Annotated in this window: 24 protein-coding genes; 16 read left to right on the top strand and 8 right to left on the bottom strand. The window is 66.8% G+C overall.

The genetic code is table 11. The features are described from left to right. Positions 1-127: 127 nt before the first annotated feature. Positions 128-1,240, bottom strand: coding sequence for a mechanosensitive ion channel family protein (locus AC3A6M_RS13345; RefSeq protein WP_487853197.1), 1,113 nt, complete (start codon positions 1,238-1,240; stop codon positions 128-130). Between the two features lie 143 nt (positions 1,241-1,383). On the opposite strand from AC3A6M_RS13345, the gene AC3A6M_RS13340 reads away from it, so the two are divergent. From AC3A6M_RS13340 to AC3A6M_RS13330, 3 genes are all read left to right on the top strand, one after another. Beyond that, positions 1,384-4,689: a response regulator gene (locus tag AC3A6M_RS13340; RefSeq protein ID WP_487853196.1), complete on the top strand. Its 3,306-nt coding sequence runs from the start codon at positions 1,384-1,386 to the stop codon at positions 4,687-4,689. After that, the gene (locus tag AC3A6M_RS13335) at positions 4,686-5,111 is read left to right on the top strand and encodes an NUDIX hydrolase (protein ID WP_487853195.1); all 426 of its coding nucleotides are present in this window, start codon (positions 4,686-4,688) and stop codon (positions 5,109-5,111) included. The genes AC3A6M_RS13340 and AC3A6M_RS13335 overlap by 4 nt, the downstream gene beginning before the upstream one ends. 143 nt (positions 5,112-5,254) lie before the next feature. Beyond that, the gene (locus tag AC3A6M_RS13330) at positions 5,255-6,097 is read left to right on the top strand and encodes a phytanoyl-CoA dioxygenase family protein (protein ID WP_487853194.1); all 843 of its coding nucleotides are present in this window, start codon (positions 5,255-5,257) and stop codon (positions 6,095-6,097) included. A gap of 6 nt (positions 6,098-6,103) precedes the next feature. Here the strand turns inward: AC3A6M_RS13330 and AC3A6M_RS13325 are convergent, their stop codons facing one another. The 4 genes from AC3A6M_RS13325 to AC3A6M_RS13310 all read right to left on the bottom strand — a co-directional run bounded on the left by AC3A6M_RS13325 (position 6,104) and on the right by AC3A6M_RS13310 (position 7,422). Beyond that, positions 6,104-6,415, bottom strand: coding sequence for a hypothetical protein (locus AC3A6M_RS13325; protein ID WP_487853193.1), 312 nt, complete (start codon positions 6,413-6,415; stop codon positions 6,104-6,106). Positions 6,416-6,502: 87 nt separating this feature from the next. After that, positions 6,503-6,781, bottom strand: coding sequence for a DUF5985 family protein (locus tag AC3A6M_RS13320; RefSeq protein ID WP_487853192.1), 279 nt, complete (start codon positions 6,779-6,781; stop codon positions 6,503-6,505). After that, on the bottom strand, positions 6,778-7,035 hold the full coding sequence (locus AC3A6M_RS13315) for a DUF5985 family protein (RefSeq protein ID WP_487853191.1): 258 nt from the start codon (positions 7,033-7,035) through the stop codon (positions 6,778-6,780). The genes AC3A6M_RS13320 and AC3A6M_RS13315 overlap by 4 nt, the downstream gene beginning before the upstream one ends. After that, positions 7,036-7,422 carry a hypothetical protein gene (locus AC3A6M_RS13310; protein ID WP_487853190.1) on the bottom strand — a complete coding sequence of 129 codons (387 nt, stop codon included), beginning with the start codon at positions 7,420-7,422 and terminating at the stop codon, positions 7,036-7,038. A 169-nt stretch (positions 7,423-7,591) separates the two neighbouring features. On the opposite strand from AC3A6M_RS13310, the gene AC3A6M_RS13305 reads away from it, so the two are divergent. The 4 genes from AC3A6M_RS13305 (at position 7,592) to AC3A6M_RS13290 (ending at position 11,495) form a co-directional block, all read left to right on the top strand. Next, positions 7,592-8,446: a DNA/RNA non-specific endonuclease gene (locus AC3A6M_RS13305; RefSeq protein ID WP_487853189.1), complete on the top strand. Its 855-nt coding sequence runs from the start codon at positions 7,592-7,594 to the stop codon at positions 8,444-8,446. Next, a complete protein-coding gene (locus AC3A6M_RS13300; protein ID WP_487853188.1) occupies positions 8,443-8,709 on the top strand; it encodes a hypothetical protein in 267 nt (88 codons plus the stop codon). Before AC3A6M_RS13305 ends, AC3A6M_RS13300 begins: the two co-directional genes overlap by 4 nt. Before the next feature lie 100 nt (positions 8,710-8,809). Beyond that, positions 8,810-9,235, top strand: a complete 426-nt coding sequence (locus tag AC3A6M_RS13295; protein WP_487853187.1) for a YsnF/AvaK domain-containing protein — start codon at positions 8,810-8,812, stop codon at positions 9,233-9,235. Positions 9,236-9,257: 22 nt separating this feature from the next. Beyond that, entirely contained in the window at positions 9,258-11,495 is a 2,238-nt protein-coding gene (locus AC3A6M_RS13290) for a DUF2382 domain-containing protein (protein WP_487853186.1), read from the top strand. Positions 11,496-11,616: 121 nt separating this feature from the next. Here the strand turns inward: AC3A6M_RS13290 and AC3A6M_RS13285 are convergent, their stop codons facing one another. The 3 genes from AC3A6M_RS13285 to AC3A6M_RS13275 all read right to left on the bottom strand — a co-directional run bounded on the left by AC3A6M_RS13285 (position 11,617) and on the right by AC3A6M_RS13275 (position 16,156). Beyond that, entirely contained in the window at positions 11,617-14,463 is a 2,847-nt protein-coding gene (locus tag AC3A6M_RS13285) for a M16 family metallopeptidase (protein WP_487853185.1), read from the bottom strand. 73 nt (positions 14,464-14,536) lie between these two features. Next, positions 14,537-15,496 (bottom strand): sensor domain-containing diguanylate cyclase, encoded by a 960-nt coding sequence (locus AC3A6M_RS13280; protein ID WP_487853184.1) that lies wholly within the window; start codon positions 15,494-15,496, stop codon positions 14,537-14,539. Positions 15,497-15,676: 180 nt separating this feature from the next. Further along, entirely contained in the window at positions 15,677-16,156 is a 480-nt protein-coding gene (locus AC3A6M_RS13275; RefSeq protein ID WP_487853183.1) for a hypothetical protein, read from the bottom strand. Positions 16,157-16,346: 190 nt separating this feature from the next. On the opposite strand from AC3A6M_RS13275, the gene queE reads away from it, so the two are divergent. The 9 genes from queE (at position 16,347) to nadC (ending at position 24,474) form a co-directional block, all read left to right on the top strand. Next, positions 16,347-16,982, top strand: coding sequence for a 7-carboxy-7-deazaguanine synthase (gene queE, locus AC3A6M_RS13270; protein ID WP_487853182.1), 636 nt, complete (start codon positions 16,347-16,349; stop codon positions 16,980-16,982). A gap of 17 nt (positions 16,983-16,999) precedes the next feature. Further along, positions 17,000-17,458, top strand: coding sequence for a 6-carboxytetrahydropterin synthase QueD (gene queD / locus AC3A6M_RS13265; protein ID WP_487853181.1), 459 nt, complete (start codon positions 17,000-17,002; stop codon positions 17,456-17,458). Further along, positions 17,439-17,975: a tRNA adenosine(34) deaminase TadA gene (gene tadA / locus AC3A6M_RS13260; protein WP_487853180.1), complete on the top strand. Its 537-nt coding sequence runs from the start codon at positions 17,439-17,441 to the stop codon at positions 17,973-17,975. Before queD ends, tadA begins: the two co-directional genes overlap by 20 nt. Positions 17,976-18,117: 142 nt before the next feature. Further along, positions 18,118-19,038 carry an alpha/beta fold hydrolase gene (locus AC3A6M_RS13255; RefSeq protein WP_487853179.1) on the top strand — a complete coding sequence of 307 codons (921 nt, stop codon included), beginning with the start codon at positions 18,118-18,120 and terminating at the stop codon, positions 19,036-19,038. Next, a complete protein-coding gene (gene ldcA, locus AC3A6M_RS13250) occupies positions 19,035-19,964 on the top strand; it encodes a muramoyltetrapeptide carboxypeptidase (RefSeq protein WP_487853178.1) in 930 nt (309 codons plus the stop codon). The genes AC3A6M_RS13255 and ldcA overlap by 4 nt, the downstream gene beginning before the upstream one ends. 76 nt (positions 19,965-20,040) lie before the next feature. Continuing rightward, the gene (locus AC3A6M_RS13245) at positions 20,041-20,640 is read left to right on the top strand and encodes a hypothetical protein (protein ID WP_487853177.1); all 600 of its coding nucleotides are present in this window, start codon (positions 20,041-20,043) and stop codon (positions 20,638-20,640) included. A gap of 115 nt (positions 20,641-20,755) precedes the next feature. Next, the gene (locus tag AC3A6M_RS13240; RefSeq protein WP_487853176.1) at positions 20,756-22,357 is read left to right on the top strand and encodes an ABC-F family ATPase; all 1,602 of its coding nucleotides are present in this window, start codon (positions 20,756-20,758) and stop codon (positions 22,355-22,357) included. A gap of 102 nt (positions 22,358-22,459) precedes the next feature. Next, positions 22,460-23,602 (top strand): quinolinate synthase NadA, encoded by a 1,143-nt coding sequence (nadA, locus tag AC3A6M_RS13235; protein WP_487853175.1) that lies wholly within the window; start codon positions 22,460-22,462, stop codon positions 23,600-23,602. After that, positions 23,599-24,474, top strand: coding sequence for a carboxylating nicotinate-nucleotide diphosphorylase (gene nadC / locus AC3A6M_RS13230; RefSeq protein WP_487853174.1), 876 nt, complete (start codon positions 23,599-23,601; stop codon positions 24,472-24,474). The genes nadA and nadC overlap by 4 nt, the downstream gene beginning before the upstream one ends. The last annotated feature ends 115 nt before the right edge of the window (positions 24,475-24,589 follow it).

Here is a 24,589-nt window from a genome sequence, read left to right as displayed (position 1 = left end):
TGGTTGCCATGCGATCCCCGGTCTGTGTGTCGGGGAGGTGAGTGCATCTTATGCAGCACGCATAAGGACGTGTATAGGACATTCCATGGCAGCCCTGTAGGATGAGTCCGGCTCAGCCTGCAACACTTCAATGACGCCACGCCGGCCCCGGCGGCGGGCCGGCCACGACCTGCAGGCCCGCGGGCGGATCGGCGAGCTTCACGATCGACAGCGGGTGCGCGAAGCGGATCCCTTCCTTCTCGAAGCGGCGGTAGATCTCCAGGAAGATGTCCTGCTGGGCGTCCATGTGCAGGATGTAGTCCGGGCTGCGGAAGTGGTACACGACCTCGAAGTTGAGCGACCACTCGCCCCACATGAAGAAGTGGGCGCGCTCGAAGTCGATGTTGGGCTTGGCCGTGATGATCTCGCGGATGATGCGCGGCACCCTGCACAACTGCTCCTCGCTGGTGCCGTAGGCGATGCGCAGCACGAAGGCCACGCGCCGGGTCTCCATCCGCTTGTGGTTGTGGATCCGGCTTTTCAGCAGGTCGCCGTTCGAGAACACCACCTGCTCGCCGCCCAGGCCGCGCAGGCGCGTGGTCTTCAGGCCGATGTGCTCCACCGAGCCGAGGACGTCGCCGACGATGATGAAGTCGCCGATCTCGAACGGCTTGTCGAGCGTGATCGAGAGCGAAGCGAACAGGTCGCCGAGGATGTTCTGCACCGCCAGCGCCACCGCGATGCCGCCCACGCCGAGGCTGGCCACCAGGGCGGTGATGTTGACGCCGAAGTTATCCAGCACCATCAGCATCACGATCACCCACAGCGTCAGGCGCAGGATGAAGCCGAGGATGGCGCTGGAGTTGCGCCGCGTGCCGTCCTGGGCCAGGCGCAGCTGGTCGCGCCATGCGCGCAGGCCGACGTCGCCCCAGATCGCCAGCTGCATCAGCAGGGCCGCCACCGCCACCCGCGACACCAGCAGCGCGCGCGCACGCCCCAGTTCGAGGAAGGTGCTGCCGAAATAGAGCCCGAAGGCGACGATGAACAGCAGATAGGTGCGGGACAGCATCTTGACCACCAGGTCGTCGAGCCGGGCTTCGGTCAGGGCCGAGGTCGCGGCCAGGCGGCGCAGCACCAGCGAGCGCACGAACGCCATCGCGGCGCTCGCCAACAGCGCCACGATCAGGGCGATCGCCCAGTCTTCGAGGGAATTGTTCAGGAAGGAAAACTGGCGCAGGGACGCCAGGGTGGGTACACTCATCAATACACTCTCCGGTTCAGCACGACATACCCGCGCTAGTTTGCGGGCGCCCGGCCTCAGGGTGCGCACAATTGACTTTCGGCAGGTCCCGGCATACATTGCCTTGTTTGCATCATCCACCGCGCACCGCCTGTCCGCCCTGCATGGCCAACGACCACACCAGCATCCTCCTCGTCGACGACCAGCCCGCCAACCTGGCGGTGCTCGAAGCCACCCTCGCCGGGCTGGCCGAGGAGCTCGTGTCCGTGACCTCGGGCGAAGCCGCGCTGCGCGAGGTGCTGGCGCGCGACTTCGCGGTGGTGCTGCTGGACGTGCGCATGCCGACCATGAACGGCTTCGAGCTGGCCGAGCTGATCCGCCAGCACCCGCGCACCCAGGCTCTGCCCATCATCTTCCTGACCGCCGGCGACGCCGAAGAGTTTCCGATCGAGCGCGCGTATGCCCTGGGCGCGGTCGACTACATGACCAAGCCCTTCAACATCACGGTGCTGCGGGCCAAGACCGGGGTCTTCATCGAGCTGCACCGCAAGCGCGCCGAACTCGCGCGCATCGAAGAGGAACGGCACCGCGCCGCGCTCCGGACCCGCGACGAAAAGCTGGCCCACACCGAACGCCAGGCCCAGGCCGACCGCGAACGGCTGTACCGCGAAGTGCAGGCCGCCAGCGAGCGCATGCGCGACATCTTCCAGCGCGCGCCGGCCCTGATGTGCGTGATGACCGGCCCGGAGCACGTGGTGGAGATGGCCAACCAGCGCTTCGCCGAGCTGGCCGGCGGCCGTGCGCTGGCCGGATTGCCGCTGCGCGCCGCCATGCCGGAGCTGGAGGGCCAGGACTTCGTCGAACTGATCGAGCGGGTGTACCGGACCGGCGAAGCCTGCGAAGCCAGCAATGCGCGCCTGATGCTGCGCGCCGGCGCCCCGCGCGCCGGGCTGGACGAGCACTTCCTGGATTTCGTCTGCATGGCGCTGCGCGAGCCGGACGGCAAGGTCTCGGGCGTGCTGCTGCACGGGGTCGACGTCACCGAGCGCACCCGCGCGAATGCGCTTGCGGTGGGCCAGCGGGGCGCCCTCGAACTGGCCGTCACCGATGCCCCGCTGGGCGACGTGCTGGACGTGCTGGCCCGCACCGCCGAAGACTACAGCGGCGGCGCGGCGCTGGCTTCCGTCCAGCTCATCTCCGCCGACGGCCAGTACCTGCGCCACGCCGCCGCGCCTTCGCTGCCGCTCGAATTCCAGCTCGCGGCGGACGCGGTGCGGATCGGACCCCTGGCCGGCACCGCCGGCGCCGCCGCCTGGCGCGGCGAGGCGGTCGCCAGCGCAGACATCGCCGCCGACCCGCTGTGGGAAGGCCTGCGCGAACTGGCCCTGGCGCACGAGCTGCGCGGCTGCCGCGCATTGCCGATCCTGGCGCCGTCCGGGACCGTGCTCGGCACCTTCAGCCTGTATTACCGCGACGCCGGCCACCTGGCGCCGCAGGAAGAATCCTCGCTGGCCCTGCTGGCCAACACCGCTTCCCTGGTGATCGGCCAGCGCCACGAGGCGGCCGAGCGGCAGGCCGCCGAACACCGCTCGCGCGCCATTTTGGAGAGCATGAGCGAGGGCTTCGTCGCCCTCGACGGCAAATGGTGCATCACCTATGCCAACGGCGCCCTGGAGGCGGTCACCCGCCGCCGTCGCGACGACCTGGTCGGCGGCCAGTTCTGGGACCTGTTCCCGGAACTGCGCGGCGGCGCCAACGAACAGGCGCTGCGGCGCAGCGCCCAGGAACGCACCCGCACCCGCCTGGAGGTCTACGACGAGGCCGAAGGGCGCTGGTTCGAGATCAATTCCTTCCCGATGGAGTCGCCCGGCACGGGCGACGAACAGGGCCTGGCTCTTTATTTTCGCGACGAGACCGACCGCCGCCGCGCCGAAGAGGGCATCCGGCGCCTGGCCGCGGTGGCCGAGCAGTCGTCCGACTTCATCGGCATCTTCACGCCCGACGCCGGCGGCATCTACCTGAATCCGGCCGGGCGGCGCATGGCGGGCCTGGACGACCGCGCCGACATCGCCGACTGGCGCATGCTCGACTTCTTCCCGCCCGAAGACCGCGCCTTCGTGCGCGAGCACATGATGGCGGCCCTTACCGGCGAGCAGGCCGAGTGGGAGGGCGAACTGCGCCTGGCGCGGCCGCACGGCGGCGCGCCGATCCCGGTGTACTTCAAGGGCTTCGCGGTGCGCGACGCCGGCGGCCAGAACATCGGCCTGGCCACCATCACGCGCGACATCACCGCCCAAAAGCGCGCCGAGGACGAGCTGCGCCGGGTCGCGGCCGACCTGTCGGAGGCCGACCACCGCAAGAGCGAATTCCTGGCCACCCTGGCGCACGAATTGCGCAACCCGCTGGCGCCGATCCGCACCGGCCTGGACCTGCTGCGCATGGGGACTTCCGACCAGCAGACCACGGCGCGCGTGCACGGCATGATGGAACGCCAGCTGGGCCACCTGATCCACCTGGTCGACGACCTGCTCGACATCGCCCGCATCACGCGCGGCAAGATCGAACTGAAGAAGGAGCCGGTCCTGCTGCGCACCATCGTCGCCACCGCCGTCGAGACCAGCACCGCGCTGATCGAGGCGCACGGCCACCGCCTGAGCGTGGAGCTGCCGGCCGAGCCGCTGGAGCTGGAGGCGGACGTCACGCGCATGGTGCAGGTGCTGTCCAACCTGCTCAACAACGCCGCCAAGTACACGCCGGCGGGCGGGCGCATCGTGCTGTCGGCCTGGCGCGACGACGGCCATGCGGTGATCGCGGTCGCCGACAGCGGCATCGGCATTCCGCCGGAGAGCATCGGCTCGGTGTTCGAGATGTTCACCCAGGTGCGCGGAAGCCTCGACCGCGCCCAGGGCGGGCTGGGGATCGGCCTGTCGCTGGTGCGGCGCCTGGTCGAACTGCACGGCGGCCGCGTCAGCGCCTTCAGCGGCGGACGCGGCCAGGGCAGCACCTTCACGGTGCGCCTGCCGCTGCGGCCCGGCACCCCGCATGCGCTGGAGCCGGCCGCACCGGGCGGCGCGGCGCCGGTGCCGGGCGCCGGCGGCCCGCTGCGGGTGCTGGTGGTGGACGACAACGCCGACGCCGCGGAGAGCCTGGTCGCGCTGCTGGAAATGCTGGGCCACGCGGCGGCCGTGGCGCATGACGGCGTCGAAGGCCTGCTGGCGGCGCGCAGCTTCCTGCCCGACCTGGTGTTCCTCGATATCGGCCTGCCCGGGATGAGCGGCTACGAGGTCGCGCGCGAGATCCGCCGCGCGCAGACGCAGCGCCAGCCGGTGCTGATCGCGCTCACCGGCTGGGGTTCGCAAAGCGACCAGGAGCAATCGCACGAAGCCGGCTTCGACCAGCACCTGACCAAGCCGGTCAGCCTGGAAGCGCTGGAACAGGCGCTGGCGGCGGCGCTGCGGAGCCTGCCATGAGCAGGATGGCCGTCTCCTGCGGCACCCTGGTGGTCGACGGTGCCGGCCGCCTGCTGCTGGGGCATGTCACCGGCACCCCGAAATGGGATATCCCGAAGGGCCTGCAGGATCCGGGCGAAAACCTGCTGGCGGCCGCGATGCGCGAGCTGTACGAGGAGACCGGGCTGGCCTTCGACGCCGCGCGCTTCGTCGAACTGGGACGCTTCGACTACCGGCGCGACAAATGCCTGCATCTGTACAAGGTGGAGGTGGGCGAGGCGCTGTGCGACCTCGGCCACCTGGCGTGCCGCAGCTTCTTCCCGCACCACGTGACCGGCAAGGACACGCCCGAGATGGACGGCTTCCGCTGGGCCAAGCGCGACGAGGTGGCGACGCTGTGCTGGCCGCGCATGGCGGCGCGCCTGCTGTCGCTGTCCTGGTAGCTCAGGCAGGCAGGGCCGGGCGCCAGCGCGTCCTCGATCGCCTCCACGGTAGCCGGCTTGGTGAGTCCGACAAAATGTCAACCTTCCGCCGTGCGCTGCGCTCGCCGGCGTGGCGTTAGGATGACGGTCCAGGAGGAAGAATCATGAGCAATGGAATCGGCGGCGCCGGCGCCCCGGACTATGACGTGGGCGCCATCATGGGCGGCCTGTACGGGGACGGCATCATCGCCTGCAAGGGCGCCTTCACCAGGGAATGGGTGGCCGCGCTGAAGGAAGACATCGAGACCCTGTTCGCGGAGGCGCGGGCCCGGCCCGGCGGCGCGCTCGAGCGCGGGCCGAACCGTTACTACGTCGAGGTGCATCCCGAGCGCGTGCGCGGCTTCGTCGACCTCGTCACGCATCCGTGGGTGACGGCGGTCTGCCGCGCCGTGCTGGGCCCGGACTACAAGGTCGTGGAGGCCGGCTTCGACATCCCGTTCCCGGGGGCCATGCACCAGCCCTGGCACCGCGATTTCGCGGCGCCGGAAGCGACCCTGGTCGGCCGGCGCCTGAATTCGCTGGCCTTCAATATCACCACCGTCGACGTGACGGAAGAAATCGGTCCCTTCGAGATCGCGCCGGGCACCCAGTGGGACGACCTGGCGGGAGGCGACCCGATGTTTCCGGCGAAGGAGCTGTATCCGCGCTACGAGGCGCGCGCCCAGCGCAAGCTGCCGCAGGTGGGCGACATTTCGGCGCGCTCGGCGCTGACCATCCACCGTGGCACCGCCAACCGTTCGCAGCAGTCGCGCCCGGTGTTCGTGCTCGGGGTGGATGCGCCGGATGCGCGCAACGCCGAGAAGCACGACCTGCAGGTCACGCAGGCCTATTGGGATGGGCTGCCGGAAGAAGTGCGCAAGCACCTGACCTGCCGGGTGGTGGCGTCGCTGGAAGATATCTACCAGGCCCACACCATCGAGGGCCTGAAGATGGGGCTGACGATGTAGGCGGCGTCAGGTGCCGCTGTCGTCCTTGTTGGCGTCCGGCTTGAGGGAACCGGCGAGGGCATCGGCGGCGATGCCTTGCGGCGCCTTGCCGACCCGGCGGGTGGCGTCGGATTGCTGGTCGAGGCTGACTTCCTCGGCCACTTCGAAGCGGCCGTCGGCGCTGTTCTCCGGGTGATTGTCGGCGGCGCCGGCCGGCAGCAGGTCTTCGGAACGGCTGATCCCGCCGTTCTGGTCCGGTGTGGCGCGCTGCTGGTTCTGCCGGTCCTGCTGTTGCCGGGACTGGTCCTGCGGGTTCTGCGGGGTCTGCTGGTTCGCCATCGTTTCCTCCTGTGCGCATAGCGGATCGGTTTGTCGTCCGGCCGATTATGGCGCACGGGGGAGGGCGCGGGCGCACGCTACCGGGGCTCAGTTCCCGGATTTGTTCCGCGCCGGCAGGTTCTTTTCCAGGATCGCCCAGATGATCAGGCCATAGGCCAGCAGCCGGATCAGGTAATGCAGGGCCGAATCCTCGGCATCCTGGTAAGTGAGGGCCGAGTACACGCGGTGCGCGCCCTCGATGCCGAAGGAAAGCGCGAAGTACATGAAGAAGCGGTCGCGCGTGTTGCGCCAGAAACGCAGGAAGAACAGCGCGATCACGGTCGAGGCCATGGCGATGGCGCCGGTGAGCATATCGGTCACGGTCATTCCTTTTCGTAGATCAGGCCGTACAGCAGCAGCAGCATCGACACCAGCGCCGCCACCAGGCGGACCGGCAGCAGGTCGGCGTCGGGGAAGACGACCTTGTCGAGCACCAGGAACAGGTTGTTCACCGTCATTGCGACGAAGGACCAGCCGCTCCAGAACAGCAGGCGGTGGCGCGTGCGCCGATAGCTGACGAGCAGCAGGCAGGCGCAGGCCAGCGAGGTCAGGGTACACAGTGTATAGATGGTAAACGCCACTTAGGAATCCTTTCGCCATTTGAAGGCATCGGCGAACTGCTGTGCCTTGCGGTCGAGGGAAGAATGGATGAGGTGAGTGACTTCGACCAGGTGGGTCGCGTACAGGTCCGCCAGGCGGTCGATCCGCTCGCGCAGGGCGTCCTCGCGCGGCCGGTAGCAATAGGCGTCGGGATCCGCGCAAGGCGCGGCCATGCCGGAACGGCACAGCTCGGCCAGCAGCCCTTCCGCGACCTTGTCGCGCACGTAGAGGCGGCGTGCGAGGCTGTCCCGGCTCCATGGCTGGTCCGGATGGGCCCGCATCAGCAGCAGGGCTTCCAGGAACGGCACCGATGGGATACTGGTCAGCACGAAGCGCCGGAGATCCTCGGGAATGGAGATGTTATCCATTGCCACTATATTTGCTCAAATGCACTTTAGCTTTTGGAAAGGCTGGAATTCTATAACATTCCGATCGGAAATGCGCATTTCAAACGTGCGCGGTGTTGGATCCATGCTTTGTGGGCGCGCAAACAGCGCTCGGCTACAATGGCAAGACCTTTGATTCATTGCCATCGCCATGCTCCATAAGCTGTTAGCTCCCCTTGTTTTATTGTCCACCCTGCTGACAGCCGCCGGCTGCGAACGGCATCGTGCGGACCTGCCGCGCGCGGCCACGCCGGCGACGGAACAGGCCGGCGCCCGGCCGGCCCGCGAAGCCTGCGCCGACCACTACCTGGACGGGCGCGCGCCGCAGATCCAGAATCCGAAACTGGCCCCGGCCACGAAGGAGTTGTGCTTCAACGTATTCAGCGTGATGCACTCGGGGGTGACCCGCACGCCGCTATGGTCGGCAGAGCACCTCGAAGCGCAGGAAGTCGAATCGGCGCAGCAGCTCACGCGCGAAAATTCCTTCCACGCCGAGCAGCGCCTGCCGGCCGGCCAGCGCGCCGAACTGGCGGACTATGCGCGCAGCGGCTTCGACCGCGGCCACATGGCGCCGAACGGCGACATGCCCGACCGCGACAGCCAGCGCGACAGCTTCAGCCTGGCCAACATCGTGCCCCAGGACGGCGAGAACAACCGCCACCTGTGGGCCGGCATCGAAGGCGTGGTGCGCAAGATGGCGAAGAAAGAGGGCGACCTGTACGTGATCACCGGGCCGGTTTTCCTCGGCAGCAACCTGCGCAAGGTCGGCAACGTCCTGGTGCCGACCCACCTGTATAAACTGGTGTACAGTCCCCGCCAGAAAGCCGGCGCCGCGTGGTTCGTCGAGAACACGGCCGACGCCAAGGCGACCGTGATCCCGATCCCGGAACTCGAACGCATCATCGGCATCAACCTCCTTCCCGCCCTCAGCGAGGAAGAAAAGGAGCGCATGCTGCGCCTGCCGACTATCCGCCAGAAGAATGGCGACAGGAGGAAACCGTCATGACCAAGAAAGAGGACGCGCCCGCGTTCGTCCCTTACGCGAACGAAGCCGATGTGCTCGAGATCGGCCACCTGATGCTGGAAAACCGTCTCGACCGCATCACCATCTCCGGCGACGTCGACCTCACCGCCGACAAGCGCGGCCTGGAGGCGGCGCGCCGCCTGCATGCCTTGCTCGGTCAGGTCGTCGCCAGCCTCGAAAGCAGGCCGCTCCCGGACCAGTTGCCGCCGCCCCAGGTGGAGACGGTCGACAATCCTTTTGCCTGAACCATCCTCATAGTTTGTAGAGAGTCAATGGTGCGCGGGCTCAGTCGACTTTTGGAGTAACCTCGATTGCTCTAGCGTCGTGATCTCGGGGAGATGGACTGTGCCAATTGACCAAGTGCAACCGAACGGGCAGGAGCCGCTGAAAGTACCGGTGGTCCGCGAGGAAGTGCAGGTCGAAAAGCAGGTCGTCGACACGGGGCGCGGCGTGCGCATCCACAAGACTGTCGCCGAGCATCCCTGCCACATCGACGAACGCCTGCTGCGCGACGATGTCGAGGTCAGCCACGTACCGGTGGACCGCATCGTCCCGCTCGACGCTGCGCCCGCCACGCGCTACGAAGGCGATACCCTGGTGGTGCCGATCCTCGAAGAAGTGCTCGTGGTCGAACGCCGCGTGCGCATCAAGGAGGAGCTTCGCATCACCCGGACCCGGCGCGAGGAGCGTCACGCGGAAACCGTCATGCTCAAGTCCGAGCAGGCCAGCGTGGAGCGCTTCGACGATGCGGGCGGCCGTCCATCAGAGTGAACTCTCAACCGGAGGAACCATCATGCAACATACTTTAGTAGCGGTTTTCGACAACCGTAGCGACGCCCAGAATGCGATGGACGAACTGCTGGCCTCGGGCTTCACCCGCACCGACGTCAACGTCTCCAGCGCAGACCCGACCGGGCAGACCGACAGCGTGACAGGCACCACCAACCACACCAGCGAAGTCCACGAAAGCATCGGGGCGCAGATCAAGCACTTCTTCACCGGCCTGTTCGGCTCCGACAACGACGACCACGTCGCCCGTTATTCGGACGTCGTCAGCCGCGGCCACCACGTGCTGACCCTGGTCACCGACTCCGAGCCGGAAGTCGAACGCGCCGCCGACATCATCGAGCGCTTCGGTCCGGTCGACCTCGACGAGCGCCACGACCTGACCGGTTCGGCCAGCTCGCTCGATCCGGCCATGCTGGCGGCCGGCGCGGCCGGCGGCAGCGGCATTCAGCGCGAGTCCTCGATGTCCTCGCAATCGGAGTACCGCGAGCCGTCCTACGGCTCCGGTTCGCTGAGCGGCGAGACGGGCGAGCGCAATTCCTTCGCCACCCAGGACCTGAACGATCCGGTGCCGAAGGGCCAGACCTACCAGGAGCCGATGGGCGGCTCGATGCGCGCCGGCGATTCGCTGCAGGCGGGCGGCTCGATGGACAGCGAGATCGCCGGCAACACGCTCGACAACTCGACCGGCAGGACGCTGCAGGGCACCTCGTCGCTGCAGGGTTCGAGCGACGCCTCGCTGGGCGGCACCATCCAGACCGGCTCGATGCAGCGCGACACCGCGCGCTCCGATACCCTCCGCTCCGACTCGATGCAGCGCGACATGGGCGAACAGCTCAACGAACAGCGCAGCACCGCCATCCCGGTCGTGCAGGAAGACCTGAAGGTCGGCAAGCGCGAAGTGCAGCGCGGCGGCGTGCGCGTGTTCTCGCGCGTGGTCGAGACCCCGGTCGACCAGACCGTCAACCTGCGCGAAGAACACGTGAACGTGGAGCGCCGCCCGGTCGACAGGCCGCTTTCCGGCGCCGACGCGTCCGCCTTCAAGGAACAGACGATCGAGATGCGCGAAAAAGCCGAGGAAGCCGTGGTGCAGAAAACGGCGCGCGTGGTCGAGGAAGTCCGGGTCGGCAAGGAAACCACCCAGCGCCAGGAAAACATCCACGACACCGTGCGCCACACCGAAGTGCAGGTCGAGAACCTGGGCGCGACGGACGACGACAGCTACTACCGCAACGACTGGAAGACGAATTATTCCAGCCTGGGCGGCAGCTACGACGACTATGCGCCGGCCTACCGCTACGGTTCCGAGATGCGCCGCGACCCACGCTACCAGAACCGCAACTGGGACGACATTGAGTCGGACCTGCGCAGCGACTGGGATACGCGCTACGGCAAGGGCGGCAGCTCGACCTGGGAAAAGATGAAGGCGGCCGTGCGCCGTGGCTGGGACAAGATCACCCCGGACATGCATGACGACGACAGCTACTACCGCAACGACTGGCAGACCAACTATTCCAGCCTGGGCGGCAGCTACGACGACTATGCGCCGGCCTACCGCTACGGTTCCGAGATGCGCCGCAACGAGAAATACCGCGACCGCGACTGGAGCGACGTCGAGTCCGACCTGCGCAGCGACTGGGACAGCCGCTACGGTTCCAGCGGCAGCTCGACCTGGGAAAAGATGAAGGCGGCCGTGCGCCGTGGCTGGGACAAGATCACCCCGGACATGCATGACGACGACAGCTACTACCGCAACGACTGGCAGACCAACTATTCCAGCCTGGGCGGCAGCTACGACGACTATGCGCCGGCCTACCGCTACGGTTCCGAGATGCGCCGCAACGAGAAATACCGCGACCGCGACTGGAGCGACGTCGAGTCCGACCTGCGCAGCGACTGGGACAGCCGCTACGGTTCCAGCGGCAGCTCGACCTGGGAAAAGATGAAGGCGGCCGTACGCCGCGGCTGGGACAAGATCACCCCGGACAGCGACGACGACTCCTACTACCGCTCCCACTGGAACAGCAGCTACGCCAGCTCGGGCGACACCTACGACGACTACGAGCCGGCCTACCGCTACGGCACCCAGATGCGCAGCGACGCCCGCTACCAGGGCCGCAACTGGGACGACGTCGAATCCGACCTGCGCAGCGACTGGGACAGCCGCTACAGCACGGGTGGCGTTTCGACCTGGGATCGGATGAAGGCGGCGGTGCGCCGCGGCTGGGACAAGGTCGCGCACTGATCGCACACGCCAGCGCCATGGAGAACGCCGGCTTTTGCCGGCGTTTTTTATCAAGGACTACTTGGGTCCCCGCCTGCGCGGGGACGACGATCGTGCGCGAAGGCGACGATGCCGGGAACTCCTACTGCGCGAACGCCTGCGCCGCCGGCGTGACCCTGACCGCCTCCGGCCGGATCCCCAGCTTCATCGCACCGATCGCCTTGTCCTCGTCCAGCAGCGCCTGCGGCTTGGCAGCGTCGTAGGTGATCGGCGAGAAGGCGTCGCTCAGCAGCTTGTCCTTCAGGCCGGCCGCGTCCCTGGTGATGAACACGACCGACAGGTTCTTCGCCGACAGGTGCTTGCGGATCGCGGCGTTGACGTCCGCCGCCGTCAGTTTCGACAGGCCGTCGCGCATCATCTGGGTGAATTCCGGCGTGCGGTACCACTGCGAATCCAGCGCGTAGCCGAGCTGGGCGTCCTGGGTGGCGGTCATCACGAACACGTTCTTCATCAGGTAGTCGCGGGTCGATTCGAACTGTTCCTGGCTCAGGCCCTGGTCGATCAGCTTGCCGAGCTCGGTCAGCGCGATGCGCAGCGCCATGTGCGCGTTCTGCGGCGCGACCGGGCGGATCCAGACTTCGAAGATCTGCGACTTGCGGCCCAGGTTCGGGCTCGGGAAGAAGCCGAACATCCCGCGCGGGAAGGCTTCGATATAGGCGTAGTCGCCGTAGTTCATGCCGCGCGTTTCACGGATGCGCTGGTACAGATAGGAGTTCGAGGCGCGGTGTTCGCCCAGCCAGGTCTTGGCCAGCCACAGGGCCGGGAAGTCCGGGTGGGCGCGGTTCACGTCGATCGGCAGGCCGAACGAAATCGCGGTCGCGCGCGTGTTCTTCTCGATGATCTCGACTTCCAGGCCCTGCGGCATGTGGCCCCGCGGCGCGGCGATGCGCGGCAGGCCGGCGCCGTCCGGCAGGCCGGCCAGGCGGGTCTTCAGCTGGGCCGTCATCTCGGGGCTGACGTCGCCGGAGATGCCGACGTGCAGGGCGCCCTGCGCATAGGCCTGGCGGTAGAAGTTCTTCACGTCGTCCAGGGTGATCGATTCGATGCCCTTGCTGGTGCCCAGCACCGGATGGCCGTAGGGCGTGCCGGCGAAAATGTTGGCCTGCAGGCGCTCCTTGCCGAACTCCTCTTCGTTATTGTCCTTCAGGTCGAGCACCAGGGCGTTCTTCTGCGCATCCTTCAGGCGCCGGAAGTCGTCTTCGCGGAAGCCCGGGCTCAGAAGCTGGGGCAGGGCGATGTCGAGGAACTGGTTCCAGTTGTCCTTGTGGATGGTGCCGGTGAAGGTGGTCATTTCCTTGTCGGTCTGCTCGCCGAAAGCCCCGGCGATCGGGAACAGGGCCTTGCTCACCTCGTCGTACTTGCGCTCGGTCGAACCGGCGCGCGCCACCATCGCCGCGGTCAGCGCCGCCAGGCCTTCCTTGCCGGCCGGGTCCTGCGCCGAACCGGCTTCGAACAGCAGCTTGAAGCGGACCTGCGGCAGGGCGGTCTTCTGCACCAGCACGTCGAACTTCGCATCGGCGGCCTTCGGGGCCATGTCGGCCAGCTTTGGCAGGGTCTCGATCCCCGCCGGCAGCGCCTCGTGCGACAGGGTGGTCACCACCATCGACTCGTCGACCAGGTAGGTGCGCGCCGCGGCCTGCAGGTCGGCCGGGGTCAGGGTGCCGATCAGGCGGTAGTAGCGGTTGATCGTGTCATAGGAGCGGTTGTAGTGGACGTAGGACGCCAGCGTCTGGGCGATCGTGTCGGTGTTGTCCAGGGTGCGGATCAAGCCGTATTTTTCCGAGGACTGGGCCTCTTCCAGCGCCTGCTTCGTGACCGGGGTGTCGCGCAGCTTCGCGACCGTCTCGAGGATGGCGTTGCGTACGTACAGCGCATCCTCCGGCTTCTTGACGCGGGCGCCGATCGTCACCAGCGACGGGTCGACGCGCGCCGGCGTGTAGTCGAACAGCTGGTCGACCTTCTGCTCGTCCTGCACCAGGCGCTTGTACAGGGGCGACGTTTTCCCGAACGACAGCGACAGCAGCATCGACAGCGCGGCCTGGTCCTTCCGCGTGTCGGAGAAGGCCGGCGCGCGGAAGGCCACCGTGACCAGCGGCAGGGTCGGGCTCTGCCAGTCCACGTGGCGGTACTGGGCGCCGGCCGGGGCCGGCTCGGCAGGCACGGCGGCGTGGTACGAGCCGCGCTTCCAGCCGCTCCAGTATTTTTCGACCAGCGCGACCGCCTTCTTCGGATCGACGTCGCCGGCGATGATGATGGTGGTGCGCTCCGGGCGGTACCAGCGGTCGAAGAAGACCTTCGAGTACTGGTACTGGTTCGGCATGTCCTCGATGTCCTTCAGGAAGCCCATCGTGGTGTGTTTATAAGTGTGGGTGCTGAAGGCGGCGTCGCGCTGGACCTCGAACAGCTTCTGCATCGGGTTGGCGCTGTTCTTGTTGTACTCGCCCAGCACGGCGCGCGATTCCGTCTTGAACGCGGCCTCGGCGTAGTCGAGGTGCTGGAAGCGGTCGGCCTCGACCTTCAGTACCGTCTCCAGGTCCTGCTTGGCGAAGGTCGTGTAGTAGTTGGTCAGGTCGTCGCTGGTGTAGGCGTTCTGGCGCGCGCCGGCCTTGGTGATGATGTCCTGGTATTTCTCGGGCGGGTAAGCCTTGGTGCCCCGGAACATCATGTGCTCGAAGAAGTGGGCGAAGCCGGACTTGCCCGGCTCGACTTCATTGCGCGAGCCGGTCTGGACCGGGATGGTGACCGACACCAGGTTGGGGAAGCCGGTCGGCACCACGATCACCTTCAGGCCATTGGGCAGCTGCTTTTCGGTGGCCTTGAACGGCAGGACGTCGGACTTCGACGGCGCCGCTGCGGGAGCGGCGAAGACGGGCACGGCGATGGACAGGCCGACTGCCGCCAGCGGGGCGAATTTGGACAACTGGGACACGCGATCTCCTCGGGAAAAATGCTGTGCGCGACAGCATAGTGGATTCCCGACGAAAGATATAGAAGTATCAAGCTCAGCCGGGTTCCGTCAGCGGCAGGCTGATCCGGTTACGGCCCATGTGCTTGGCGCGGTAGAGGGCGGCGTCGGCGGTCGCCACCAGTTCGCCGGGGCTGTTGTCGGGCGCCGCCAGGGCCGTGGCGGCGCCGATCGAGACCGTCACGTGCTGGCCGATGGCCAGCCGGTTCGGCACCCGCAGCTGCTCGACCCGGGTGCGGATGCGCTCGGCCACGCTGGCGGCGCCCTTCAGCGACTGGTTCGGCAGGATCACGGCAAATTCTTCGCCGCCGTAGCGGGCGACCAGGTCGTTGGCGCGCATCTCGCTGGCGACGGCGGTGGCGATGCGCTTGAGGCACTCGTCGCCGCCGATGTGGCCGTTGGCATCGTTATAGGCTTTGAAATTGTCGACGTCGACCATCAACAGCGACAGCGGCTGGCGCTGGCGCAGGGCGCGCGCCCATTCAGCCTGCAGGGTGTCGTCGAAGCAGCGGCGGTTGGCCAGCCCGGTCAGTCCGTCGCGCGTGGCCAGCTGCTCGAGGGCGATCTGGGCCGTTTTCTCGTCGGTCATGTCGCGCAGGGTCTCGACCACGGCGGTAAGACGGCCGCGCTCGTCGTAGATCGGGCTGGCGTCCAGCGCCAGGTAGCGGCGCCGGCCCACGCGCGGCATGTCGAACCAGCTTTCGGCCGACAGGTGACCCGGTTGCCCCGGCGCGGGACGCGGATGGATGCTGGGGATCTCGCCGCCGCGTTCCTGGATCAGCAGGTCGGCCAGCGTGGGTTGCGGCTCCTCGAAAAAGCTGCGCCAGTGGTCGCGCGTGCCGATGACTTCGCTGGCGGCGACGCCGGTCAGGCGTTCGCAGGCGCGGTTCCAGATCATCACGCGGCAATTGATGTCGAGCACGAACACCGGGATTGCCAGCATTTCCATGAGCTGGTGCGCGAAGGCGCGGTCGCCGTTCGCGCTGGAGGAATCCATGAGCCGCTGTATTGTCGTGCCTGTCATGTGCCGTCCTTTTAGTCTGTCCGTAGGGCAATCAGTTGATTGCTGACAAGAACGGATTGTGCTGGACGGCACACGGCGCCTTATTGATTTAAGGCAAGAAGATTTTTGGCCCGGAATTTCCTGAACGAAAGCAGCGAATCTTATCCGGCCGGCTTAGCCGGGCTCGGCGGCGCGGGCATCGCGGCGCAGGCTGTTGCCGAGGCGGTCGAGGCGGGACCGCAGCAGTTCGAAGCGGCCGCGGATCGCCTGGTCGGCGCTGCAGCGCTGCTGGATCTGCGTCAACTCGGCCTGGATGATGACCAGTTGGCCGGCCGGATCGCCGGTGCAGTCGCCGGTGGCGCGGGCCGTCATCCGGGCCAGCAGCAGGTCCGCTTCGGCGAGCGCCTGGTCGGCCTGGCTGCGCGCCGATTGTTCCCGGCACAGCGCGGCTTCGAGGCCGGCCAGCCGGTCTTCGCTGCGCAGCCGCTGGCACAGCGTCAAGAACAGGATGCCCATGCCCAGCAGGAGCAGGGCAGCCGCCCCGAGGCGCGTCGGCAGCGGCGCCACCGCGGTATCGACCCCGGCACGCCACAGGCCGGCCAGCAGCAGGGCGGCGATCAGTGCGTACAGGGCCTGGCGCATCATGGTCTTCATGGTCAGCCTCCTAAAGTGGTAGGAACTTTCCGCTAAGAAAAGGTACGACTTTCCGAGAGGACAGTTTTTGCCAGAGGTCAATAATCCTGCGGCGCTCCGGCCCAGCGGTATAAATCCGCCGGGTCTTCTGCACCGGCCACGGTGCGGGGTATAATGGAAGGTTGACGAGAGGCTTAACCGGACTTTTACCGTGACTTACAGCATCAAAGAAATTTTCTATACCCTGCAGGGCGAAGGCGCACACGCCGGCCGTCCGGCGGTATTCTGCCGCTTTTCCGGCTGCAACTTGTGGACCGGCCGCGAAAGCGACCGCGCCAGCGCCGTGTGCCAGTTCTGCGATACCGATTTCGTCGGCACCGATGGCGAGCGCGGCGGCAAGTTCAAGGATCCGGACAGCCTCGCCGCCGAGATCGACGGCCTGTGGCCGGCCACCCACGCGGCCAGCAAGTATGTCGTCTTCACCGGCGGCGAACCGCTGCTGCAACTGGACAAGCCCCTGATCGACGCCATGCACGCGCGCGGCTTCACCATCGCCATCGAGACCAACGGCACCCTGCCGGTCCCGGAAGGCGTCGACTGGATCTGCGTCAGCCCGAAGATGGGCTCGAAGCTGGTGGTCGGCAAGGGCAACGAGATCAAGGTGGTGATCCCGCAGCCCGGCCAGGACCTGGCCGCCTACGAAGCGCTCGACTTCGACAACTTCTACGTCCAGCCGATGGACGGTCCGCTGGCGGCCCAGAACACCCGCCTGGCGATCGAAACCTGCCGCCGCAACCCCAAGTGGAAGCTGAGCATCCAGACCCACAAACTCCTGCAAATCCCCTGAGCCTCATTGGCCTATTTATGCTGACCATTACCCGCAAGCTGGAATTCGATGCCGGCCATCGCATTCCCGACCACAAGAGCCAGTGCCGCAACCTGCACGGCCACCGCTACACCCTCGAGATCACGCTGACGGGCGCCGTCATCGATTCGGAAGGCAGTTCCGACAACGGCATGATCATGGACTTCTCGGACATCAAGGCGCTCGCCAAGGAACACCTGGTCGACGTCTGGGACCACGCCTTCCTGGTCTACGAAAAGGACGAGAAGGTGCGCGACTTCCTGGCCAGCCTGCCGGGTCACAAGACCGTGATCATCGACCGCATCCCGACCGTCGAGAACCTGGCGCAGGTGGCCTGGGGCATCCTGAAGGCGGCCTATACCGACCGTTTCGGCACCGGCCTGCGCCTGCAGAAACTGGTGCTGCACGAAACCCCGAACTGCTGGGCCGAAATCACCGATGACCGCGCCGGCGCCTGATTCCGCCATCCCGGCCGCGGCGCCGCCCGAGGCCGGCTCCGCCGCGCGCGACGGCGACGGCGCCTACATGGCGCTGGCCCTGCTCGAGGCGCGCAAGGCCTGGGCGGCCGGCGAGGTGCCGGTCGGCGCCGTGGTGGTCAAGGATGGCGAGGTGGTCGCCGCCGGCTTCAACCAGCCGATCGGACGCCACGACCCGACCGCGCATGCCGAAATCGTGGCCCTGCGCGCGGCCGCCGAAAAGCTCGGCAATTACCGCCTGCCGGGCTGCGAACTGTACGTCACGCTGGAACCCTGCGCGATGTGCTCGGGGGCGATGATGCATGCGCGCCTGGCGCGCGTCGTGTATGCCGCCACCGACCCCAAGACCGGTGTCTGCGGCTCCGTCCTCGACCTTTTTGCGCGCGAGGAATTGAACCATCACACCGAGGTCGTCGGCGGGGTATTGGCGGACGAGGCCGGCGCCATGCTGAAGGGCTTCTTCGCCGAGCGCCGGGCCGCACGCAAAGCCCTCCCGTAACGCCCCCGATTTGCCGGAAATGGTATGCTGGTTTCACGCCGCGCGCATAGCGGCGCGGAGACCCGCGTGGACCAATCGCCCATCACTCGCCATCCCTTCCGCTCCCATTCGGCGCGCCGCCGTTACCGATGGTGTTGCCGCCATGCCTAGCCTGAACGCCAACGGCATCCGCATCGCCTTCGACACTGCCGGCGATCCGAAAGCCGTGCCCCTGCTGCTGATCTCCGGCCTCGGCCTGCAATTGACGGCCTGGCCGGACGAGTTCGTCGAAGGACTGGTCGAGCTCGGCTTTTACGTGATCCGTTACGATAATCGCGACGTCGGCCTCTCCACCAAATTCGAGCATGCCGGCACGCCGAGCCTGGGCCTCGCCTGGCTGAAGTCGCTGGTGCGCTGGCCGCTGCGCCCGCCGTACACCCTCGAAGACATGGCCGACGACGCGGTCGGCGTGCTGTCCGCGCTGGGCGTGGCGCGCGCCCACGTGGTCGGCGTCTCGATGGGCGGCATGATCGGCCAACTGATGGCCGCCAGGCACCCCACGCGGGTGTCGAGCCTGACCTCCATCATGTCCAGCAGTGGACGGCGCGGCCTGCCCGGACCGACGCCCGCCGTCAAGCGCGCGATGATGCGCCGCCCGGGCCTCGATGCCGACGCGATGGTCGAGCACGGCGTGCGCCTGCTGCAGGCGATCGGCAGCCCCACCTATCCGACCCCGGAAAAGCAGTTGCGCCGCCGGGTGGCGCGCGCGCTGCGCCGCAACTGCTGCCCGGGCGGGGTGGTGCGCCAGATCCTGGCGGTCGCCGCCAGCGGCGACCGCACGCCGCTGCTGCGCACCATCGTCGCTCCGACCCTGGTGATCCACGGCGCGGCCGACCCGATGGTGCCGCCTGCCTGCGGCCTGGATACCGCCGAGGCGATACCGAATGCGCGCCTGGAGATCATCGAAGGAATGGGCCATGACCTGCCGACCCAGTTGCTGGAGAGGCTGCTCGCCTTGATCGACGCCCATGCCCACGGTAAGATGGCGCCCGACTCGACACCACGGCTCTTCGTCAAACAGTGATCACTCCACAACTCGTACAGCGACTCGGCATCGCGCTGGTCGCACCGGGCGGCTACGCGCCCGATCCGGAAGCGGTAACGCGCGGCATCGCCCGCCTCGAAGCCCAGGGCATCCTGGTCCACAACTACTATGACCACGCACAGCGCCACCTGCGCTTCGGCGGCACCGACGAAGCCCGCCTGGCCCAGCTGAACGCCGCCGCGGCCGATCCGGACGTGCAGGTCGTGGTCGCGCTGCGCGGCCAGTACGGCATGAGCCGGCTGCTGCCGCACATCGATTTCGACCGCATGGCCGACAGCGGCAAGATCTTCGTCGGCTACTCGGACATCACCGCCTTCCACATGGGCCTATACGCGCGGCGCGGCGCGATCAGCTACGCCGGCCCGATGTTCGCCGGCGATTTCTGCGCCGCCGAGCCGGTCGCGTTCACGCTGGACGATTTCTGGCATTGCCTGGCCGGGCCGACCCATACGGTGGCAGGGCAGGGCAACGGCAACCCTCTGCTCGACGTCGCCGGCACGGTCTGGGGCGGCAACCTGGCGATGCTCATGTCGCTGGTGGGCACCCCGTATTTTCCGCGGATCGACGGCGGCATCCTGTTCCTCGAAGACATCGCCGAACATCCCTACCGCGTCGAGCGCATGCTGTTGCAACTGATGCAGGCCGGCGTGCTGGCGCGCCAGCAGGCGGTCGTGCTGGGCGATTTTTCCGGCTACCGGCTGGCGCCGGCCGACAACGGCTACGATTTCGAGAACATGCTCGCCTACCTGCGCGCGACCCTGCCGTGCCCGGTGCTGACCGGCCTGGAATTTGGCCACATCCCGCGCCGCGTGACGATCCCCTTCGGCGCCCAGGGAAGACTGGTGTCGGACGAATCCGGCTGGCGCCTGACGATGTCCGACTATCCGACCATCCGGCAAGGCTGATCCACTACTTTTGGTGATAAAGCGTGAGTTTTCGGCTCAGGCGTTCCCGTAGACTGGGCGGTGAAAGGACCCGCCCATGCCAATCCGCTTCGCCGCCTTCGCCCTGCTGTGCCTCGGCTGGACGTCCGTCCACGCGGCCCGGCCGACCCATCGGCCTGCGCAGCTGCCGGCTCAGCTGCCCATCCAGCTGCCCCAATACGCACCCGTAAAGGAGCGCATCTGCACCGATTGCCCCATGCCGAAACCCGGCGTCGAACTGCCGCGCCACGGCGTCGTACTGGGATCCTGGGGCTTCTTCAGCTACGGCAGCCACTACCACGTCGTCGACCTCGACCGCGGCATGCTGGTAAACACCTTCGTGCCGAGTCCGGGCGTGCCGGGTGCGCCTCCGCCGAAGCGCGGCGTTCCTAAGGCGCGCCAGGCCGTGGCCTTGCCGAAATCGGAACTGCCGCAACTGGTCGAACTGGCGAACCGCATCTGGGCCAAGCCGCATGCCATCCGCACGCGCGACGCGACCGATGTGTCCTGGGATATGTGGCTGATCGACGGCCAGCAGATCCGCCATGAGTCCGGCGCAGGGCTGCCGGATGGGCTGGCGGCCGAGTGGCTGCGCCGTATCAACAAGCTGAGCGGCGTGCAGGACGCCTCGCCCGGCGAAATCGGGCGCGACAAATAAGGTACTTCCCCTGGAGAACCGGCTTGCGTGCAAATGGCGCGGCGGTGATGCCGGCCGCACTGCGCGGTGGTAAAATGCACGGTTAATTGAAAACTCCGCAGGAAGGTAAGTTCCAGTGCTCAGTACAGCCAACATTACGATGCAGTTCGGCGCCAAGCCGCTGTTCGAGAACATCTCCGTCAAATTCGGCGACGGCAACCGCTACGGCCTGATCGGCGCGAACGGTTGCGGCAAGTCGACCTTCATGAAAATCCTCGGCGGCGACCTCGAGCCGTCGGGCGGCAACGTCTCGCTCGACCCGGGCGAGCGCCTCGGCAAGCTGCGCCAGGACCAGTTCGCCTACGAAGACGTGCGCGTGCTCGACGTCGTCATGATGGGCCACACCGAGCTGTGGAACGCGATCACCGAACGCGACGCCATCTACGCGAATCCGGAAGCGACCGACGAAGACTACATGAAGGCGGCCGAGCTCGAGGGCAAGGTCGCCGAGTACGACGGCTACTCGGCCGAAGCGCGCGCCGGCGAACTGCTGCTCGGCCTGGGCATCGCCACCGACCTGCACCAGGGCCTGATGAGCGCCGTGGCGCCGGGCTGGAAGCTGCGCGTGCTGCTGGCCCAGGCCCTGTTCTCGGATCCGGACATCCTGCTGTTGGACGAACCGACCAACAACCTGGACATCCATACGATCAGCTGGCTGGCCGACATGCTGAACCAGCGCAACTCGACGATGATCATCATCTCGCACGATCGCCACTTCCTGAACTCGGTCTGCACCCACGTCGCCGACATGGACTACGGCACGCTGAAGGTCTATCCGGGCAACTACGACGACTACATGGAAGCGTCGACCCAGGCCCGCAACCAGCAGCTGGCGAACAATGCCAAGGCCAAGGAAAAAGTGGCCGAACTGCAGGAATTCGTGCGCCGCTTCTCGGCCAACAAGTCGAAGGCCCGCCAGGCGACCTCGCGCGCCAAGCAGATCGAGAAGATCAAGATCGAGGAATTCAAGCCGTCCTCGCGCGCCTATCCGTTCGTGCGTTTCGAAGGCGAAAAGAAGCTGCACCGCCTGGCGGTCGAGACCGAAGGCCTGTCGAAGTCGTATGACCGCACGCTGTTCAAGAACTTCTCGATCATGATCGAAGCCGGCGAGCGCGTCGCCATCATCGGCGCCAACGGTGCGGGTAAAACCACGCTGCTGCGCTGCATCGGCGGCCACGAGATCACCGGCCTGGACGCCGATACCGGCCGCATCAAGTGGGCCGAGAACGCGAATCCGGGCTATATGCCGCAGGATCCGACCGAGGAATTCGCCACCGACCTGAACCTGACCGACTGGATGGGCCAGTGGACCAAGGAAGGCGACGACGACCAGGCCGTGCGCTCGATCCTGGGCCGCCTGCTGTTCGGCGGCGACGAGGTCAAGAAGTCGGTGCGCGTGTTGTCCGGTGGCGAAAAGGGCCGCATGATGTACGGCAAGCTGATGCTGGGCCGTCACAACGTCCTGATGCTCGACGAGCCGACCAACCACATGGACATGGAATCGATCGAGTCGCTGAACGTCGCACTGGATAAATACGCCGGCACCCTGGTCTTCGTGTCGCACGACCGCGAATTCGTGTCCTCGCTGGCGACCCGCATCCTCGAGGTGAAGGAAGACCGCGTGGTCGACTTCCAGGGCAATTATGAGGATTACCTGAAGAGTCAAGGCCTCGAATAATTCTCGTGACGCGACCGTAAATGGTGGGCACGGGGTGCCCACCCTACGATCGGTGGTTGTAGGGTGGGCACCCCGTGCCCACGAAATATGGTGATATCGCTAATGAATACGATTGCCCCAATCAAGACCTTTGAATATGACCGACCCGTAGGCGGCGTGTGCTCGACCTCGGAAGCCTGGGCGCGCGTGCCGTCGCCCGTCGAGGCCGCCGAAAGGGCAGCCCTGAAAGACCGCATCCGGCGCCTGCTGAAGGAAAAAGAGGCGGTGCTGGTGGCCCACTACTACGTGGACGCCGACCTGCAGGACCTGGCCGAGGAAACCGGCGGCTGCGTCTCCGACTCCCTGGAAATGGCGCGCTTCGGCCGCGACCACCCGGCCAGGACCCTGGTGGTTGCCGGGGTGCGCTTCATGGGCGAGACCGCGAAGATCCTGAGCCCCGAAAAGACCATCCTGATGCCGGACCTGGACGCGACCTGCTCGCTGGACCTGGGCTGCCCGGCCGAAGAGTTCGCGGCCTTCTGCGACCAGCATCCCGACCGCACCGTGGTCGTGTACGCCAACACCAGCGCCGCCGTGAAGGCGCGCGCCGACTGGATGGTGACCTCGTCGATCGGCCTGGACATCGTCGACTACCTGCACAAGCAGGGCAAGAAGATCCTCTGGGCGCCGGACCGCCACCTGGGTTCCTACATCCAGAAGAAGACCGGCGCCGACATGCTGCTGTGGCAGGGTTCCTGCCTGGTGCACGACGAGTTCAAGGGCATCGAACTGGACCTGCTGCGCGCCCAGCATCCGGATGCGAAAGTGCTGGTCCACCCCGAATCGCCGGCGAATGTGGTCGAGCAGGCGGACGTGGTCGGCTCGACCACCCAGCTGATCGACGCGGCCCGCACCATGGATGCGACCACCTTCATCGTTGCCACCGACAACGGCATCCTGCACAAGATGCGCGCCGCCGCGCCGGGCAAGCATTTCATCGATGCGCCGACCGCCGGCAACAGCGCGACCTGCAAGAGCTGCGCCCACTGCCCGTGGATGGCGATGAACGGCCTGGTGAACCTGGCCGCCGTGCTGGAAGCGACTGACGGCCGCAACGAGATCCACATCGATCCCGAAACCGGCCGCCAGGCGAAAAAGGCGATCGACCGCATGCTCGATTTCGCGGCCGCCAAGAAGGCCAAGGCCCTGCCTACCGGTTCGCTGGAGCAGGAAAGCAAACTGTTCTCGGGAATTGGACCGGCATGAGTAATTTGAAGAACCCGTTCGCGGAAGAAGGCAAGCTCGATGAGAAGCTGCAGGCCGCATTCGAACAGAACCTGCTGGCGGCGCTGCTGGAAGACGTCGGCACCGGCGACCTGACCGGCAAGCTGGTCCCGGAAGCGCCGGTTGCCCACGCCCGCGTGATCGTCCGCGAAGAAGCGGTGCTGTGCGGCGCGCCCTGGTTCGAAGGCATCATGCTGGCCGTCGACCAGGACATCGAGATCGACTGGAAGTATGCCGAGGGCGACGTGATGGCGCCGGATTCCGTGGTCTGCACCATCGAAGGATCGCCCCGTTCGCTGCTGACGGCCGAGCGCGCGGCGCTGAACTTCCTGCAGCTGCTGTCCGGCGTCGCATCGAGCACGCGCAAGTACGTCGACGCGATCGCCGGCACCCGCGCCAGGATCCTCGATACCCGCAAGACCCTGCCGGGGCTGCGCCAGGCGCAAAAATACGCGGTGCGCGTGGGCGGCGGCGCGAACCAGCGCATGGCGCTGTACGACGGCATCCTGATCAAGGAAAACCACATCGCGGCGGCCGGCGGCATCACCCAGGCGCTGCAGGCGGCGAACGCGCTGAACGCGGGCGTGACGATCCAGGTCGAGGTGGAGTCGATTGCCGAGCTCGAGGAAGCGCTGGCGGCCGGCGCCATGTCCATCCTGCTGGACAACTTCGACCTCGACATGATGCGCGAAGCGGTGCGCATCAACGACGGCCGCGCGCTGCTGGAAGCCTCCGGCGGCATCAATATGCAGACCGTGCGCGCGATCGCCGAGACTGGCGTGGACCGGATCTCGGTCGGCAGCCTGACCAAGGATGTGAAGGCGACGGACTACTCGTTGCGGATCGTCGGCTAGGAAACCGTCGTTAGCAATCGAACGTCGTTCCCGCGAAGGCGCACTACTGTCCGGGATAATAACGTTGTGCTGATCATCAGGCTTCTCCAAGGGGTGACAGGTTGAGGCTTGATGG

The organism is Telluria sp. Soil_C_11, from assembly GCF_057657395.1.
The sequence above is the reverse complement of the archived record's forward strand: the minus strand, read 5'-3'. Positions and strand labels throughout refer to the sequence as shown.